The following is a 15,735-nucleotide window of genomic DNA, read 5'->3' as shown; positions in this document are numbered from 1 at the left end:
GCGGGTCGGCGGACTACGAAGCCATGGACGCCGCGCCGGGCGCTGCCGCCGCCGGCGTGCCGCTCGCGGCGGACGCGGGCGCCGCAGCCGGCGTCGCGCCTGAAGCGGCTGGCGGGCCCGAAGCGGCTAGCGGGCCCGAAGCCGGCGTTGCGCCTGAAGCGCCCGAAGCACCCGCAGCCGTCCGGGCCGCGGATGCCTTGATCTTCACGCCGTCGCTCAAGCGGTCCATGCCATCGGTCACGACCACGTTGCCGGCTGCGAGCCCTGACGTAATCACCGTGTGCTGGCCATCGCCCGGTCCGAGCGTGACCTTGCGCACCGATACCGTGTTGTCGGCGTTGACCAGATACACGTAGTCGCCCGGCGCGCCGTTCTGCACCGCGGGCGTCGGCACCAGCACCACGTCTTGCAGCGTGTCGACCAGCAGCTTGACGTTGACGAACTCGTTGGGGAACAGCGCCTCATCGTCATTGGCGAACGACGCGCGCAGCGTGACCGTGCCGGTCGCCGTCGCCATCTGGTTGTTGATCGCGTACAGCGTGCCGGTCGCGAGCTGACGGGAGTTGTCGCTGCTGAACACCGTGACGGGGAGCTGCGCGCCTGCGTTGGTGCGGCGCAGCACCTTGTCGAGCGCGGTTTGCGGCACGGTGAACTGGACCGTGGTCGGCTTCATCGTCGTGATGACGGCAATGCCCGGCTGGCTCGACGCGGTGACGTAGTTGCCCGGATCGACGAGGCGCAGTCCGACCCGGCCCGACACCGGCGCGGTGATATGGCAGTAGATCAGGTCGAGCGCGAATTGGGCGATGTTGGCTTCGTCGGCCTTGATCGCCGCTTCGTCCTGCTGGACGAGAAACTTCTGATCCGCATAGGTCTGCTCGGCGATCGACTTGCGCTCGTTCAGTTGCGTATAGCGCGCGAGATCGGCACGCGCCTGGGCGAGCGCCGCCTTGTCCTTGGCGAGTTGCGCCTCGGCCTGGCGCTTGCTGATTTCGTATTGGCGCGGATCGATTTGCGCGAGGAACTGACCTTTCTGCACGTCCTGCCCTTCGCGGTAACCGACGGCGGTCAAGTAGCCGCTCAGTTGCGGCAAGACGGTGACGGTGGCAACGGGCGTGACCGTGCCCAGCTCGCTCAGGATTTCCGGCATCGATCCGGTGGTTGCGGCGGCGACCGTCACGACCTGGGGCGCAACAGTGGGTTTGGGCGCCTTCGAGCGCAGCAGATGGAAGGCCACCAGTGCGATCAGCGCCAGCAGCACGACCGCGAGTACGAGGCGGCCTCTTCGGGGACGCCTCGCCTGGATTGACGGCGCTTCGCTCATGACGGCCTCCCGCGGGACTCGTGGCACCCGGCGAACACCGCCCATGGACGGCCAGGCCAATTGCTGTCGAAGCGCGTCATACGAACTCCCAGGATGGGTATCGCCGTTGCCGGCGACAGGAATCCAGACAATCAGTAGCAGAGTCTATCCGACTGTGGAGCTATTTCTCGCGGCATCGCCTGGACGGGGGTTTTGGTTTGTTACGGTAAGTCGACGAGACCCAGGTGTGACGGGGCCGTTCCTGAAGCGTCATGCAAGAAGGGCCAAGGAAGGATTAAGGGGATAAGGGCCCCGCATGGACGGAAAAGTTACCCACAGAAAATGTTCATATCCTTGTGGACAAGTCCTGGCCAAGCGGGCTAACTGATTGAGCCCAGAGCGATTTCTTCGGCATGACAGGGAATGCGCTTACTCCACCGGCGAGGCGAGCAGCGACACCGGCACGCCATGGCAACTCACCCTGCCGACGATCGCCGCGCCGAGACTCGCACTGGATTTGGCGTGCGCGTCCAACGACGTGATCCCTCTGTCGACCCGCAGAATGTTGATGGGCCATGACGGCCGGGACAGCCGCTCGTGCGCGAAAGCGCCGACCCACAACGGTGTGGCGGACGTGCCGTTCTCCACGGCGTAACCACTGGGCCAGAAGCGCAGCACGTCACGTTCGTCGCGCGTGTTGCCCGGACGCATGAAGACCACCGAGGACGGCACGCCATTGTTCAGCTTCGGCAAGACCGGCAGCGACACGGCCGCCACATTGGGCGAGGCGAGCGAGAGCAGGCTGTGCGCCGACACGTCCGTGCCCTCCACCCAACCGTGGGCGCGCAACTGCCCGCGGATCGAATCGAGGTTCGAGGCCCACTGCAGTGTGAGCGGCTCCATGCTGTCGCCGCCCATATCCGAGCGGTAACACGGCAGACGTTTCCACACGGAGAGCGTCCACTGCGCCTGGGTGACCAGCACGGGCGGCGGCCGCAACGCCGTATCCGGCGGCGGCGCGGGCATGGCCACGCCGAGTTGCACGCCCACGCTGACCAGCATGACCAGCAGCACGACCACCGGCATGAAGGTGCGCTCGGGCGGTGTTTCCGGGTGCCGCCACATTGCGGTCAACGCAACGATCGCGACCCAGATGTAGGCGAGCGCTGCGCCGCCGATCGCATCGGATACCCAATATTTGCCGAAGTACAGTCCCGCGAGCGCGACCACGATCACGACGATCGCGCTCGCGGCCGCCACCATGACGCCTTCGAGCATGCCGACCCGGCGCGCCAGCAGGAACGCGAGGAAGCCGTACACGATAACGGTCGCGGCGACGTGATCGCTCGGAAAGACATACGCGCCGACCATCAGATCATTCGGCGGCGCGCGGTGCATCGCGAACTGCAGCGCGAAGATCAGCAATTGGGAAAACACTACGGCCGCGAGCCAGTAGCCCATGGTGCGCCAGCGCCGTTCCAGCAGCATCCAGATCACGACCGTCACGATCAGCGCCGCGAGCGTGATGCTGCTGCCGAGCGTCGAGAGTCCCGCGAGAACGGTGTCGCTCCAGGGCGTGCGTACCGATTGCAGGAAGTGATAGACCGAGAGGTCTACTTGCGTGAGCGGATCGCCGCTGAGAACGTCTTCCAGCACGCCGAAGAACAGTGCGCCGGACACGATTACGACCAGCGACGTCAGCAGGATGCTGCTGGCGTCCGGTGTCGCCGGGTCGAGCATCTTGCGCGCGAAACGGCCGAACGGCCCGGGGTGCCGGCAAGCCCAGGCGCCCACCTGAAGCCCGGCCGCGTTCGACCATGCATTGGCATGCGAGAGCAGCACACGCGCGGCGCGAAAGCTCAGCCAGACGATACCCGCCAGCAACGCAATGATCACCACGAGCCGGAACGACACCGCGCCGGCCAGCAGCACCGAAGCGCCGAAGATCATGCCGGGGAGGATGTGAGCGGGTGCCCAGATTAGCGCCGAGAGCACGTTCATGCCGTAGAAAAGCAGTGGCGGCATGCGCAGCATGCCCGCCACCACCGGCACGATCGCCCGCAACGGGCCGATGAAGCGCGCCAGCACGACGCTCTTCGCGCCATGTTTGCGAAAGAAGCGGTGGCCAGCCTCGAGCACTTCGGGATGTTTGCGGAACGGCCAGAACTGGACGATCCGGTCTTTATAGCGGCTGCCGAGCCAGAAGCTCATGCCGTCGCCGGCGATGGCTCCCGCGATGGCCCACACGAAAACCCAGCCGAGGCTGAGCGACCCGGTGCCCGCCAGCGCCCCGGCGAGAAACATCGCGGTGCTGCCCGGAATGAAGGTGCCGATAACGGCGACGGCCTCCAGAAACGCCGCAAGGAAGATGACCGTGAGTGTCCAGCCCGGGTGGCCGGCCAGCAGATGCAGGAGGTGAACGTAAGCGTGCTCCATCGTGTGCGATCAGCCGTTTCTGGCATAACGATTGATCATAACGCGCACGGCGGCCGTCTTATTCCTTTTTAGAAACCGGCCTCCAGTGAAGCAGGCCAGGGTTCGCGAAGCGCGCAGTCAATCGCTCGATCTGGCGCCGCGAACGTGAAGGCGTGTGGCGATCCGCATGGCGGTTGCGTTTGGCAGCGCGAGTCGGACGTTCAGATTTCGTCGCTGAATTCGTCGAGGAAACGTTGCAGGCGGGCATGGCGGATGCCGGCCAGACGCGCGCCCGTGGCCGTCTGAAAACCCTCGGACAGTTTCAGCAGCTTGGTATGGAAATGGTCCAGCGTGAAGCGCGTGTCATCCAGCGGGCGCTGTGTTGCGTGCGGATCGGCTGGGTCGTACAAGGCGCGGCCCATCCGCCCGGCGACGTAGAAGCAGCGCGCCACGCCCAGCACGCCGATCGCGTCGAGCCGGTCGGCGTCTTGCAGCGTTTTCGCTTCAAGCGTGGTCGGCATGATGGCTGCCGAAAAACTGTGCGCTTCGATGGCGTGCGCGGTCGCCTGAACCTGCGCTTGTGCCCAGCCGAGCGACGTCAGCACGCGCGCCGCTTTTTCCGCCGATAGTCGCGAGGCCTGCGCGCGCAGCGGCGAATTCTTTTCGACCGCTACGCAGTCGTGTAGCAGCGTGGCGGCGAACAGGACCTGCGCATCGCCGCCTTCTTCCGCGTGGATCGACGCTGCGTTTTTCCAGACGCGTTGCAGATGCGAGGTGTCGTGCGAGCCGTCGCCGTTGTCGTCGCCCGCATGCGGCAGCAGGGTTCGGGCCAGTTCCTGGAACGGGGCGAACGGGGCGAAGGGGTCGAACGAGGCGGGTGTTATCGAAGGCATCGAAGCGGTCTGCGAAGAAAACCGTCGATTATCGCGTATCGTCCGTCGCGCCCCGATTTTCACTTCTGAACGAAGCGGGCTCGGCGTCGTCATACTGTTCGAGTGGTCCGCCATGCTGACACCGCGGCCGCGCAAATCGACGATGTAACGGAGTGGCCATGAAGACAGTATGGGGCGGTATCGTAGCGTCGGCGCTTATGATCGGCTGCACCGCGACGGCTTACGCGCAGCTTGTCGCTCGACCGGCCAACGCGGGCGGCTTCGGCTTGAATGGCGTGCAGTCCAACGGGCTCAACAACACGGGCGGCGCGGCGGCGACGGGGCTGGGGGCGGGCGCCGGCACGAGCGGGGCGCCGGCCGTGGGAAGGACAAGCGGCGCGGGGGCAGGCCACGCACTCAGCAACATGCGGGCAAACGGCACGAACCTGAACGAAAGCCCGGACCCACGTGCGCCGCCTCTCGCCGGAAGGCCATTACCGCCAAGTTCGCCGAATTAGTCAGCAAGCGGCGCGCGGCCGTCGCGTGATGCCCGCGTATAAAATGCACGCCTCTGCGACCGGATCCGATTCAAATCAAAGGGAGGTTGGCATGGCGTACGGCGAGCACAAATACAAGGTGTCGGTGCAGTGGACCGGCAATCGCGGAAGCGGCACGTCGGGCTACCGTGACTACGGGCGCGATCATGTGATTGCCGCTGGCGACAAACCCGAGCTTCCCGGGTCATCGGACGCGGCCTTTCTCGGCGACGCCAAACGCTGGAATCCGGAGGATCTGCTGGTCGCCTCGGCGAGCGCCTGCCATCAACTCTGGTATCTGCATCTATGCGCGGACGCCGGCATCGCCGTCACCGCGTATCGCGACCATGCCGAAGGCACCATGCTCGACGATCCGAAGCAGGGCCGTTTTTCACAAATCGTTCTGCGCCCGCACGTCGTGATTCGGGCGGGCGGCGATACCGAACTCGCCGCGCACTTGCATCACGTCGCGCACGAGAAGTGCTATATCGCGAACTCGGTCAATTTTCCGATTCTCTGCGAGCCGGTCGTCGAAATCGAAGGGCATTGAGAGCGTCTTGCCCGGCTGCGCTCTGAAGCAGTCGTGCCCGGCCGCTCTTTCAGAGGCGGCATGCCTTGACGGCTTCTCAACGATTGCCGTCGAGCAGATCGCCAAGCAGTTCGTCGAACGCGGCTTGCGCGTCTTCGAGTTCCTGCAGCGCCGCGTCGAATGTTTGCAGCGCGAACTGCGAAGGCGTGCCGCTGCCGGCGGGCGGGAATTGCGATTGCAGCGATGCAAAGGCCGACTGCACCCGCTGCGTGGCGGTCAATACGCGCGTCATCGCGGCGGTTTCTTCGGCTCGTGCCTGTTCGTGATCCATGAGAACTCCAGATTCGTCGGGTCGGCTCGCGCCGTTTCAAAGGCGTGACTATGCCACGTCCGCGTTCAGGATAGCGGCAAGCCGCCGTTGGCTTTTACCTCTCGCAACGACAGCGCCGATTCCACCGATGTCACGCCCGGCAGGCTGCGCATCTCGTCGCGCATGAAGGTGCCGTAGTCGTCGAGGTCGCGCGCCACCACCTGCAGGATGTAATCCGCGCTGCCCGACACGTTGTGACACGCCAGAATGCGTGGGATCGCCTGCACCTCGCGCTCGAAGCGCGTCGCCACCGCGCGATCGTGCACGGCAAAACGGACATAGACGAAGGCCACCACGCCAAAGCCAAGCGCGGAGCGCGACAGCATGGCGCGGTACTGGTCGATATACCCGTCGTTTTCGAGGCGCTTGAGACGGCGCGCGCACGGCGTTTCGCTCAGGCCGACCGTTTCGGCCAGCCGCGCGTTCGACATGCGCCCGTCTTTCTGCAGCGCGGCGAGGATTGCGCGATCTGTTTTGTCGAGGTCGGTTGTCATGGCTCGGCGATGTCAATAGCGGTTTGGAGGAAAACACAAGCCTAAGCCGTAATGTTAGCGCATTCCTCCAAATCCAAAGATACCGGGCCAGTAATTCGCCAACAAACCCTCCGCCGGCAATTGCAAGATAGAGCCCTGAAAAACAGGAGTCTCTGATGATTTCCGCACACCTGCTGGCCGTCTATATCGCAGCGCTTTTCGTCGTTTATGCCGTGCCGGGCCCGGACATGGCGCTGGTGCTGCAAACCAGTATCGGACGCGGTGCGCGTAGCGGTTTCGCGGCTGCCGGCGGACTGGGTCTCGCGCGCGCCGCGCACGTGACGCTCTCGGCGTGCGGCGTGGCCGCGCTGTTGCGCAACGCGCCGTGGTTATACGACGTGGTGCGCTATGGCGGCGCGGTTTATCTCGCGTGGGTGGGCATCCAGATTTTTCGTTCGCCGGTGTTCGCGCTGCCTGACGGCGGCACGGCGAACGCCGCGGCGGGCGCTGCCGCAAGCGGCGAGTCGCGCCCGCTTCGGGCTGCTTTCGTCAAAGGTCTGCTGACCAACTTGCTGAATCCGAAAGCGCTGTTGTTCTGTTCGGTGCTGCTGCCGCAGTTCGTGCGCCCGGAAGCGGGGCCGGTGGCTTTGCAAATGGTCGAGCTAGGCTTGGTATTGCTCGCCATAGGCGCGTGTTTCGACGTGATGTACGCGATCGGCGCTGCGCGGATCGCCAATTGGATGCGCGCTCATCCGCTGGCGCAAACGCTGCAGCGCTGGACCTTCTCGGCGGCGTTGATCGGATTTGCGCTGCGGCTTTCGTTGGACTGACGCGGCGCGAAGGCACGACGAGAAGCGCCGCGCTACGCATGGCGTTGGCGGATCGCTTACTTGTTCAGCTTATGCTCGCGCCGCGAACGGTCCTCGATGATTTTCCTGCGATGCTTGTCTTTCATCTTCTTCCAGCTTTTGCATTCGTCGCGAGTGCGCAAACAGCCAATGCAGAAACCGGTTTTGCCGTCGAATTTGCAGATGTCGATGCAGGGTGAAGCGATGCTCATGGCGAAGGGCAATTAAAGAAAGGACTCGAAGACTCTCGCACGCGCCGTGCCCGCGCGCCAAGTGATTGTGTTAATAAAGCCGATAGAGCGCCATACCTCATTCGTGGCATCACAATCACCTGCTTACTCATCGTTAATGAAGACTTTTCTGCTTTATGCCGTGACCGCCGTTGCTGAAATTGTCGGCTGCTATTTGCCGTGGCGGTGGCTGAAAGAGGGCGGTTCGATCTGGCTGCTCGTGCCGGGCGCGCTCAGCCTTGCGTTGTTCGCCTGGCTGTTGACCCTGCACGGTACCGCCGCAGGCCGCGTTTATGCGGCTTACGGCGGTGTGTACGTGGCGGTGGCGATTGCCTGGCTGTGGTGCGTGGACAAGGTGCGGCCCACGCTGTGGGACGCGGCCGGCGTCGCCTTTACGCTGGCCGGCATGGCGATCATCGCGTTCCAGCCGCGCGTTTGAGCTGACACCGGGGGCGCGGCCCGCACGTGTTTGCCGCGTCCTTCAAACGTCTCTCACCAACACTCATTCCGCGATTGCACAGACCCGGAAACCGTGCGGAACGCGCGCCTTACTTGATGCCGCCGAGATAGTCGAGCTTGCCGAGGTCGACGCCGTTGTGACGCAGAATGTCGTACGCCGTCGTGACGTGAAAATAGAAATTCGGCAGCACGAAACCGAGCAGATACGACAGGCCCGTGAACTCGATCGGGCCCGTGCGCATTTTCAACGTGATCTCGCGCGTTTCCGAACCGTCGATCTGTTCCGGCTTGAATTCCTTCAGGTAATCGATCGTCTTTTGAAGGCGGGCAGTCAGTTCTTCAAAAGTCTGTTCGACGTCGTCGAACTTCGGCGCCTCGACGCCGGCCAGCCGCGCGGCGCAGCCCTTCGCGGTGTCGCTCGCGATATAGACCTGGCGCGTGAGCGGCAGCATGTCCGGTGCGAGCCGGGCGGTCGTGAACACCGTAGGCTCGATCTGCTTTTCGGCAGCGTGCGCTTCGGCCTTGCCCAGAATGACCTGCAGGTTTGTCAGGCCGCGGATCAACACGGGCAGTGATGCTTGATACATCGAAATTGACATGGGGCTTCCTCTGATTCTTTGATCGTGCGCGCGGATGGCGCGCGAGGCAACGTAACGGCTGGATTGCCGCTGCAGCATCATAGCGCGAGCGGTGGCGCAAGCGTGTCGATGCGGCGCGGCGTTAGCCATCCGGACAACTGCCGCGCACGCCGGAACTGTGTTTGAATGGATTGGTCGGACGGTTTGACGAGGTCCCTGAAACAGTAACTTGCCGCCGGCTTCAGGCAATGAGGTCGTGCAGGCGCGTGGCGTGCTGGGTCCACTGTGTGGATTGCGCCGTCACGCTAACTGGAGAGTCGACACCATGGTCAACAAGCACCCGCTGCCAGGCAGTGAACGAACAGTGGAACAGGGTTCGAAAGTCGTGGGGCAATGCGATCCGGCGCAGCGGATCGAGGTGTTCGTCATGTTGCGCCGTCAGCAGCAGGCGCAGTTCGACGCGCTGATGAGCAAGATCGAAGCAGGCGATCCGGGCGTCAAGCCGCTCTCGCGCGAGGCGCTTGCCACAGACTACGGCGCCGCGCCGGACGATATCGCCAAGGTCAAGGCCTTCGCCGCCGAACACGGGCTGACCGTGGTGCGCGAAGATCCGGCCGCGCGCTCGGTCGTGCTGGGCGGCACGATTGCCCAGTTCCAGGATGCGTTTTCCGTCAAGCTGGAACATTACGAACATCACACGGCGGGGCAGTTCCGTGGCCGCACCGGCCCGATCAGCGTGCCGGACGATCTGCGCGGCGTGGTGGAGGCCGTGATGGGCCTCGACAACCGCCCGCAGGCGCGGCCGCACTTTCGCATCCGGCCGCCGTTCCAGCCGGCCCGGGCCCACCAGGCTTCCTTTACGCCGCCGCAACTCGCGTCGCTCTACCATTTTCCGCAAGGCGATGGCGGCGGCCAGTGCGTGGGCATCATCGAACTGGGCGGCGGGTACAACACGGCCGACCTCAAGTCCTACTTCGCGAGCCTCGGCGTCGCGTCGCCCACGGTGAAATCGGTCGGCGTCGATCAGGGCAGCAATCAGCCGAGCGGCGATCCGAACGGACCGGACGGCGAGGTGACGCTCGATATCGAGATCGTCGGCGCGATCGCGCCCGGCGCGAAGATCGCGGTGTATTTCACGCAGAACAGCGACTCCGGTTTCATCGACGCGGTGAGCCGCGCGGTACACGACACGACCAACAAGCCGTCGGTCATTTCGATCAGTTGGGGCGGCCCGGAGTCGAACTGGACCAGCCAGTCGATGCAGGCCTTCAACAGCGTGCTGCAGTCGGCCGCGGCCCTCGGTGTCACGGTATGCGCGGCGTCGGGCGACAGCGGTTCGAGCGACGGCGTGAGTGGCGGCGACCAGGTCGACTTCCCGGCTTCGAGCCCGTATGTACTGGCCTGCGGCGGCACGAACCTCACCGCGTCGGGCACTTCGATCTCGCACGAGGTAGTGTGGAACGACGGCGCGCAGGGCGGCGCGACCGGCGGCGGCGTGAGCCATGCCTTTGCGGCGCCGACGTGGCAAAAGGGCTTGTCCGCCACGTCGTCGAGCGGCGGCAAGAAGGCGCTCAGCGGGCGCGGCGTGCCGGACGTGGCAGGCGACGCTTCTCCGGTGACTGGCTACAACGTATTGATCGACGGTACGCAGACGGTGGTCGGCGGCACCAGTGCGGTCGCGCCCCTGTGGGCCGCGCTGATCGCGCGTATCAATGCGGCAAAAGGACAGCCGGCCGGGTTCATCAATCCCAAGCTGTACAAGACGCCGGGCGTGTGTAACGACATCACGCAAGGCAACAACGGTAGCTTCGCGGCAGCCACGGGCTGGGACGCCTGCACGGGGCTCGGCAGTCCCAATGGTCAGAAGGTGGCGGCCGCACTATAGTCTGCAACACACGCCCCGAAGCAGGTCTGCTTTGGGGGCGACGTACAAGACGTGAACGAACCCATGGAGCGATCATGACGAACACAGAGTCAGCTTCCGTTAGTCCGCAGTCGTCGCACAATGCTCATGCTTCGGCTGCACCGGCAGCGGCCAGCTCGCCGCACAAAGCCGGCGATCAGCCGTTCTTCGATCCGGTCGCATACGGTAACGGGCCGGACGATTCCGTCACCGATACGGCGGAGACCGCTGCGATCACGCATCATTCGGTCACCATCGGCGGGCGCAAGATCAACTACACGGCGACGGCGGGACACCTCGTGATCGTCGACCCGAGCAGTTCGCAACCGGAAGCCCGGATGTTCTACGTGGCCTTCACGCAGGACAAGCAGAAAGAAGAAGCGCGGCCGCTCACGTTTTTCTATAACGGCGGGCCGGGATCGTCGTCGGTGTTCGTGCTGCTGGGCTCGTTCGCGCCGCGCCGCATCAAGACGTCGATGCCGAGCTTCACGCCGCCCGCGCCTTATTCGATGGAAGACAATCCGGACAGTCTGCTCGACAAAAGCGACCTCGTCTTCATCAATCCGGTCGGCACGGGCTACTCGGCGGCGATTGCCCCGAAGAAGAACCGCGACTTCTGGGGCGTCGATCAGGATGCCGACTCGATCAAGCAATTCATCAAACGCTTTCTGACCAAGAACAACCGCTGGAACTCGCCCAAATACCTGTTTGGCGAGTCGTACGGCACGGCGCGTAGTTGCGTGCTCGCTTACCGATTACACGAAGACGGCGTCGATCTGAACGGCATTACGCTGCAATCGTCGATTCTCGATTACACGCAATCCGGCAACCCGGTCGGCACGCTGCCCACGGCGGCAGCGGACGCGTGGTATCACAAGAAGCTCGGCATCGCGCCGCGGCCAACCGATCTCGGCACGTTCGCCGAAGAAGTCGCGCAATTCGCGCGCACCGACTATCTGGCCGCGCTGCGTAAATTTCCGACCACCGATTCGGCAACGGTCGAAAAACTTAGCGAATACACCGGGATAGATAAAACAACCTTGCTTGCCTGGAGTCTGGATATCGCGTCGTACGACAGCCGGGGTAATTCGCTATTCCTGACTACGCTGCTGAAATCCAAAGGTCTCGCGCTCGGCGAATACGACGGCCGCGTGACGGCGATCGGCACGGGCATTGCCGGCAAGATCGACCCGAACTCCGGCGGCAACGATCCGACCATGACGGCGGTCACCGGCGTCTATACGACGATGTGGAACGTGTATCTGAACGAGCAGTTGAAATACACATCGAATTCGTCATTCACCGACCTGAACGATCAGGCCTTCCAGTACTGGGACTTCAGTCACATCGATCCGACAGGCGCGCAGAAGGGGGTGGACGCGAAGGGCAACATCATTCTGTACACCGCCGGCGACCTTGCCGCCGTCATGGCGCTCAATCCCGATCTGAAGGTGCTGTCGGCCAACGGCTTCTTCGATTACGTGACGCCGTTTTATCAAACCGTGCTCGATCTGCAGCAGATGCCGCTGCTCAGTCAGCAGGTCCGGCAGAATTTGTCGGCGCGCTTTTATCCGTCGGGGCATATGGTCTATCTCGACGGCGGATCGCGCACCGCGCTGAAGGCGGACCTCGCAGAGATGTACGAAACCACCGTGTCCGACACGCAGGCCATGTTCCGTATTCGTGCGCTGCAGGCGCGTGTGCCGAGGTAGCGTCACATTGACACGGAGCGTGGCGGACGCCTCCCGTGTGGAACGTGCGGTGTTGCGCGCGATCCGCGAGCGGCGTCCGTAAGCGGGAAGGGGGATTGGCGGCGCGCGCGGGGCGCCGCCGCCGGTTGCTGCCGTCTATGAAACCCGCAGATTGCGATCTATGCACGCAGCGCGCACACGTAGGCTTTCTTACATAAGCGTTTTGAATGTGTTTTAATTAGTCTGCGAATTGAACTATTGCGTGCCGTTCCCGGCGCGCCGACGAATGAACGCAGGCATTGCAGACAGGCGTCGCACTCAACACCTCAGCGACCCGACCGGTAGTACGTATGAAACGGCCGCGCCGGCGCTCGCACGCCGATGCCGCGCTGCGCGTCCTTCGCTCGGCGCGCGCATCGTGCTCGCACTCGGCTCGGCGGCGCTACTCGCTCTGTGCACGGGCGAAGCTCGCGCACAGAGCACCGGCATGCTCGACGAACGTGTCACGCAGCAATCGGTGGGCGAGACGATTTGCCGTCCTGGCTATGCGGACACGGTCGCGCCGCCGTTCGACGAACTGATGGCGCACAAAGACCGCATGCTCGCCGCGCGCGGCATCGACGCGGACAATGGCGCTGCCTTCGCGCTCGACCGGCGCGTGCCGATCGTGCTCGGCGGCTCGCCGGACGCTCCCGCCAATCTCGATCTGTTACCGTGGGCGGGCCACCAGGGCGAGCGCCGCAAGGCGCGCGCCGCGGTCATGCTCAAGCGCTGCGTCTGCGAAGGCAAAATGAGTCTCGCCGAAGCGCAGGCCGCGATTGTCGGCAACTGGTCGGTCGTTTATTCGGGCTTCAGCCAGACGTCTTGCGACGTGAGCCGGCTCGACGTCGCCACGGGCGGCGATATTGGCCGCGGCGCCGGGCACGACAACGCGCCATGAGGGCGGCCGATTCGCCTGCGTCGCCAGTTTCGTTCATTCGCCCCGCTTGCGGTTCGCAAGCGCGCCCCCATCTTGTTTTCGGAGAATCTTCATGATCCATTCACGTGTTGCCGTCATGGCGCTTTCGTTTGGCTGCCTGTTCGGTAGCAGCGCGGTGTTCGCCGCTGAGCCGGTTCGTTGCGGTCAAGCCGGCGCGCTGCAGATTCGCGGCGATGTGCCGGCGGCGATCAGCTTCGACGTGTACCGCCAGTTGCGGCCGTTGAGCGCGCAACGTGTTGCGCTGTTCCAGTCCGCAGGCGAGGTGAAGCGCCTGCCTGACGGTCTCGCGGTATGCGAAGTTGCCGACGACGGCGTCGACGATCCGTCCGCGGTGCTGGTGCAGTTGCCGCAGGGTAAGAATACGTGGTGGGTCAGCGCGGCCAACGTGCAAGCGGCGGACTGATCGCGACGATCAGCCCGCCTTTTGCGCACGTCCCCCGCAGGATGCCGTGGCGATGCGTGGCCGCGGTCCGGTTTTCGCGCCCACGCATTGCGTTCGACGCGTTTGCCGGGTCTGTACCGGAAAATGAAGCGCTGTTTTGCTATTTTTGACGCCGCTTATTCAGGTACAGTGCATTAACGGAGATTTGAGTTCCGTTTTACTACGCCGTGTCACATCGCTTTTGCTGTGATTTATGGCTATCCTGAACACAGGACGAAATTCGCAGGGGAGAATTAAATGCTTGCCTTCTACTTGTCATTGGCTGCCTTGGGCGCTGCCGGCGCCGCATTGATCCGCCAACTTGCTGCCGCGCAGGCGAAACAGCGTGCTGCATTGCGCCCCGTGCGCGTTGAGGGCACAGGGCGCAACGCGCGCCGAGGGTAGGCTGCATGAACCTGATCGTTCGCAACATCGCCCAGTCGTGTAGCGAGCAGGAAGTGCGGGAATTCCTCAAGCACGAACTCGGGCATTACGCGAAAAACATTGAAGTGGTCGACGCCGGCAAGCCTGGCGCCTACGCCACGGTCGAACTTGACGCCGAAGTGCCCTATGTGGGCGAGGTCATCGCGCGGCAGATTCAGGGCAAGCAGCTAGGTGGTCTGGCGCTGGAGGCCAGCGCCGATCTGTTCACCGACGAACCGCCGAAAGCTGAGTGAGCTGACGCGATCGAGCGAGCCTGAATCTGGCGAGCAAGACGACCGCGCTTCGGCTGACGCATAGCCGACATGCCAACGCCGCTGCATTGCGCGCGTCAGCTGCACACCCATCACTTTTTCAATCTTCGCTTGCCTGTACCGGCCAGTCGAACGGCGTGTACGGCAACGCCCGCTTATGACGCGTGGCGTCGTAATAGCGCAGGATGGTCGCGCGCGCCGTGTCGTTCACCGGTTTGCCTTCCAGAAAATCGTCGATCGCATCGTATGGGATGCCATAGGCATCTTCATCGGGTCGTTGCGGACGCAACATCTCGAGGTCGGCGGTCGGCACCTTGTGCGCCAATTCTTCCGGTGCGCCTAACGCCTTCGCGACCGCGCGCACACGACGCTTGTTGAGCCCCGCGAGCGGCAGCACGTCGGCGCCACCGTCGCCGAACTTGGTGAAGAAGCCCATGACCGACTCGGCCGCGTGATCCGTGCCGATCACCACACCGGCCCGCGCGCCGGCCACCGCGTATTGCGCAATCATGCGTTGCCGCGCCTTGATGTTGCCATGCACGAAGTCCTGTTGCGATTCGTCCTTGAATAGCACGCCGCTCTTGTCCAGCGCGGCGAGCATCGCGTCGGCAGCGGGCTTGATGTCGATGGCGAGATTTTCGTCCGCTCGAATGAAGCGCAATGCCTGTTGGGCGTCGGCTTCGTCTTTCTGTTCACCGTAAGGTAGACGTATTGCGACGAAGTGTGCGTCGTACTCCTCGGAGCGCAATCGTTCGACCGCGAGTTGCGCAAGCCGGCCGGCCGTTGTCGAGTCCACGCCGCCACTGATTCCGAGCACGTATGTTTTCAGGCCGCTGCTGCGCAGATAATTCGCGAGAAAAGCGACTCGCCGCTCGATTTCTGATTCGGCGTCGAAGCCGGCGCTAATGTGCATTTCTTGAGAAATGTCCGCCTGGCGTGCGACTGGATCGTGTTGCGTCATGATTCCTTTTGCTCCTTGCGCGCTCGGGCATGTGTCGAACGATTAACGTTGCGCGCGCAACGGCCGTAAGAGGCACAGCCGCGCGCCGGTACGACGGCAGTTTTTGGTTGATACGCTGCGCCGCATCCGTTTTACAGAGTTTATTCGCCGTCGATCAGCTTTAAATCACCTTCGCGTCGCTTTCAATTTGTCGCGTGGAACAGCAAATGTGTCCGGGTATTACAGCGATATATTCGAATCGTCGAAACTTTATCGACAGATTGCCATGTGCTTAGTAACATCCTCGGTCTGAGAGCGCCGCATAAGCCGGCGGGCAGTCAATAATAATCAGGTTTGCTCCAATAAGCGATGAACTACTCCAATCGGCCTGGCCAGCCTGTAGTGGACCGCCTGACCTTCGCGTCGGTAGATTGTCCGCGAAACGCGTCGCGTCATTCGTATCGACTCACCGTGCGGAACATCGCGCGCAGAT

General features: G+C 63.5%; 17 protein-coding genes. 9 read left to right on the top strand and 8 right to left on the bottom strand.

Translation table 11 applies throughout. The features are described from left to right. Positions 1-13 precede the first annotated feature (13 nt). The 3 genes from BLW71_RS23640 to BLW71_RS23630 form a co-directional block, all read right to left on the bottom strand. Positions 14-1,324: an efflux RND transporter periplasmic adaptor subunit gene (locus BLW71_RS23640; protein WP_091802336.1), complete on the bottom strand. Its 1,311-nt coding sequence runs from the start codon at positions 1,322-1,324 to the stop codon at positions 14-16. A 408-nt stretch (positions 1,325-1,732) separates the two neighbouring features. Beyond that, positions 1,733-3,739, bottom strand: coding sequence for a bifunctional DedA family/phosphatase PAP2 family protein (locus BLW71_RS23635; protein WP_091802333.1), 2,007 nt, complete (start codon positions 3,737-3,739; stop codon positions 1,733-1,735). Between the two features lie 200 nt (positions 3,740-3,939). Next, entirely contained in the window at positions 3,940-4,611 is a 672-nt protein-coding gene (locus tag BLW71_RS23630; protein WP_091808765.1) for an HD domain-containing protein, read from the bottom strand. 158 nt (positions 4,612-4,769) lie between these two features. Here BLW71_RS23630 and BLW71_RS23625 point away from each other — a divergent pair, with 158 nt between their 5' ends. Together BLW71_RS23625 and BLW71_RS23620 are read left to right on the top strand one after the other, a co-directional pair. Continuing rightward, positions 4,770-5,108, top strand: coding sequence for a hypothetical protein (locus BLW71_RS23625; RefSeq protein ID WP_091802330.1), 339 nt, complete (start codon positions 4,770-4,772; stop codon positions 5,106-5,108). Between the two features lie 91 nt (positions 5,109-5,199). Next, positions 5,200-5,676 carry an OsmC family protein gene (locus BLW71_RS23620; RefSeq protein WP_091802327.1) on the top strand — a complete coding sequence of 159 codons (477 nt, stop codon included), beginning with the start codon at positions 5,200-5,202 and terminating at the stop codon, positions 5,674-5,676. A 76-nt stretch (positions 5,677-5,752) separates the two neighbouring features. On the opposite strand, the gene BLW71_RS23615 is transcribed toward BLW71_RS23620, so the two are convergent. Both BLW71_RS23615 and BLW71_RS23610 read right to left on the bottom strand, forming a co-directional pair. After that, on the bottom strand, positions 5,753-5,986 hold the full coding sequence (locus BLW71_RS23615; RefSeq protein WP_091802324.1) for a hypothetical protein: 234 nt from the start codon (positions 5,984-5,986) through the stop codon (positions 5,753-5,755). Positions 5,987-6,051: 65 nt separating this feature from the next. Then, positions 6,052-6,519: an Lrp/AsnC family transcriptional regulator gene (locus BLW71_RS23610; protein ID WP_012426651.1), complete on the bottom strand. Its 468-nt coding sequence runs from the start codon at positions 6,517-6,519 to the stop codon at positions 6,052-6,054. Positions 6,520-6,674: 155 nt separating this feature from the next. On the opposite strand from BLW71_RS23610, the gene BLW71_RS23605 reads away from it, so the two are divergent. Next, positions 6,675-7,328, top strand: a complete 654-nt coding sequence (locus BLW71_RS23605; protein ID WP_091802321.1) for a LysE family translocator — start codon at positions 6,675-6,677, stop codon at positions 7,326-7,328. 56 nt (positions 7,329-7,384) lie between these two features. Here the strand turns inward: BLW71_RS23605 and BLW71_RS23600 are convergent, their stop codons facing one another. Further along, on the bottom strand, positions 7,385-7,558 hold the full coding sequence (locus BLW71_RS23600; protein WP_091802317.1) for a DUF1289 domain-containing protein: 174 nt from the start codon (positions 7,556-7,558) through the stop codon (positions 7,385-7,387). 136 nt (positions 7,559-7,694) lie between these two features. Between BLW71_RS23600 and BLW71_RS23595 the strand changes: the two genes are divergently transcribed. After that, the gene (locus BLW71_RS23595) at positions 7,695-8,015 is read left to right on the top strand and encodes a YnfA family protein (RefSeq protein ID WP_091802314.1); all 321 of its coding nucleotides are present in this window, start codon (positions 7,695-7,697) and stop codon (positions 8,013-8,015) included. A gap of 109 nt (positions 8,016-8,124) precedes the next feature. On the opposite strand, the gene BLW71_RS23590 is transcribed toward BLW71_RS23595, so the two are convergent. Next, positions 8,125-8,634, bottom strand: a complete 510-nt coding sequence (locus BLW71_RS23590; RefSeq protein ID WP_091802311.1) for a DUF1993 domain-containing protein — start codon at positions 8,632-8,634, stop codon at positions 8,125-8,127. Positions 8,635-8,938: 304 nt separating this feature from the next. Between BLW71_RS23590 and BLW71_RS23585 the strand changes: the two genes are divergently transcribed. The 5 genes from BLW71_RS23585 to BLW71_RS23565 all read left to right on the top strand — a co-directional run bounded on the left by BLW71_RS23585 (position 8,939) and on the right by BLW71_RS23565 (position 14,284). Then, positions 8,939-10,498: a S53 family peptidase gene (locus BLW71_RS23585; RefSeq protein ID WP_091802308.1), complete on the top strand. Its 1,560-nt coding sequence runs from the start codon at positions 8,939-8,941 to the stop codon at positions 10,496-10,498. A gap of 74 nt (positions 10,499-10,572) precedes the next feature. Next, entirely contained in the window at positions 10,573-12,228 is a 1,656-nt protein-coding gene (locus BLW71_RS23580) for a S10 family peptidase (protein WP_091802305.1), read from the top strand. Positions 12,229-12,493: 265 nt separating this feature from the next. After that, positions 12,494-13,147, top strand: a complete 654-nt coding sequence (locus tag BLW71_RS23575; RefSeq protein WP_091802302.1) for a hypothetical protein — start codon at positions 12,494-12,496, stop codon at positions 13,145-13,147. A 91-nt stretch (positions 13,148-13,238) separates the two neighbouring features. After that, positions 13,239-13,589, top strand: a complete 351-nt coding sequence (locus BLW71_RS23570) for a hypothetical protein (RefSeq protein ID WP_091802299.1) — start codon at positions 13,239-13,241, stop codon at positions 13,587-13,589. Positions 13,590-14,017: 428 nt separating this feature from the next. Then, a complete protein-coding gene (locus BLW71_RS23565) occupies positions 14,018-14,284 on the top strand; it encodes a hypothetical protein (protein ID WP_091802295.1) in 267 nt (88 codons plus the stop codon). 118 nt (positions 14,285-14,402) lie between these two features. Here the strand turns inward: BLW71_RS23565 and nadE are convergent, their stop codons facing one another. After that, the gene (gene nadE, locus BLW71_RS23560; protein WP_091802291.1) at positions 14,403-15,263 is read right to left on the bottom strand and encodes an NAD(+) synthase; all 861 of its coding nucleotides are present in this window, start codon (positions 15,261-15,263) and stop codon (positions 14,403-14,405) included. Positions 15,264-15,735: the final 472 nt, after the last annotated feature.

Source organism: Burkholderia sp. WP9 (assembly GCF_900104795.1).
Lineage (GTDB): Bacteria > Pseudomonadota > Gammaproteobacteria > Burkholderiales > Burkholderiaceae > Paraburkholderia.
This window is presented reverse-complemented; position numbering and strand designations above follow the sequence as displayed.

Bases quoted from the DNA above. Each gene is read 5' to 3' on its own strand.
- BLW71_RS23615 (WP_091802324.1), bottom strand. From the start codon at position 5,986: ATGGATCACGAACAGGCACGAGCCGAAGAAACCGCCGCGATGACGCGC.
- BLW71_RS23610 (WP_012426651.1), bottom strand. From the start codon at position 6,519: ATGACAACCGACCTCGACAAAACAGATCGCGCAATCCTCGCCGCGCTG.
- BLW71_RS23630 (WP_091808765.1), bottom strand. From the start codon at position 4,611: ATGCCTTCGATAACACCCGCCTCGTTCGACCCCTTCGCCCCGTTCGCC.
- BLW71_RS23580 (WP_091802305.1), top strand. From the start codon at position 10,573: ATGACGAACACAGAGTCAGCTTCCGTTAGTCCGCAGTCGTCGCACAAT.
- nadE (WP_091802291.1), bottom strand. From the start codon at position 15,263: ATGACGCAACACGATCCAGTCGCACGCCAGGCGGACATTTCTCAAGAA.
- BLW71_RS23600 (WP_091802317.1), bottom strand. From the start codon at position 7,558: ATGAGCATCGCTTCACCCTGCATCGACATCTGCAAATTCGACGGCAAA.
- BLW71_RS23585 (WP_091802308.1), top strand. From the start codon at position 8,939: ATGGTCAACAAGCACCCGCTGCCAGGCAGTGAACGAACAGTGGAACAG.
- BLW71_RS23640 (WP_091802336.1), bottom strand. From the start codon at position 1,324: ATGAGCGAAGCGCCGTCAATCCAGGCGAGGCGTCCCCGAAGAGGCCGC.
- BLW71_RS23605 (WP_091802321.1), top strand. From the start codon at position 6,675: ATGATTTCCGCACACCTGCTGGCCGTCTATATCGCAGCGCTTTTCGTC.
- BLW71_RS23575 (WP_091802302.1), top strand. From the start codon at position 12,494: ATGAACGCAGGCATTGCAGACAGGCGTCGCACTCAACACCTCAGCGAC.
- BLW71_RS23625 (WP_091802330.1), top strand. From the start codon at position 4,770: ATGAAGACAGTATGGGGCGGTATCGTAGCGTCGGCGCTTATGATCGGC.
- BLW71_RS23565 (WP_091802295.1), top strand. From the start codon at position 14,018: ATGAACCTGATCGTTCGCAACATCGCCCAGTCGTGTAGCGAGCAGGAA.
- BLW71_RS23590 (WP_091802311.1), bottom strand. From the start codon at position 8,634: ATGTCAATTTCGATGTATCAAGCATCACTGCCCGTGTTGATCCGCGGC.
- BLW71_RS23635 (WP_091802333.1), bottom strand. From the start codon at position 3,739: ATGGAGCACGCTTACGTTCACCTCCTGCATCTGCTGGCCGGCCACCCG.
- BLW71_RS23595 (WP_091802314.1), top strand. From the start codon at position 7,695: ATGAAGACTTTTCTGCTTTATGCCGTGACCGCCGTTGCTGAAATTGTC.
- BLW71_RS23570 (WP_091802299.1), top strand. From the start codon at position 13,239: ATGATCCATTCACGTGTTGCCGTCATGGCGCTTTCGTTTGGCTGCCTG.
- BLW71_RS23620 (WP_091802327.1), top strand. From the start codon at position 5,200: ATGGCGTACGGCGAGCACAAATACAAGGTGTCGGTGCAGTGGACCGGC.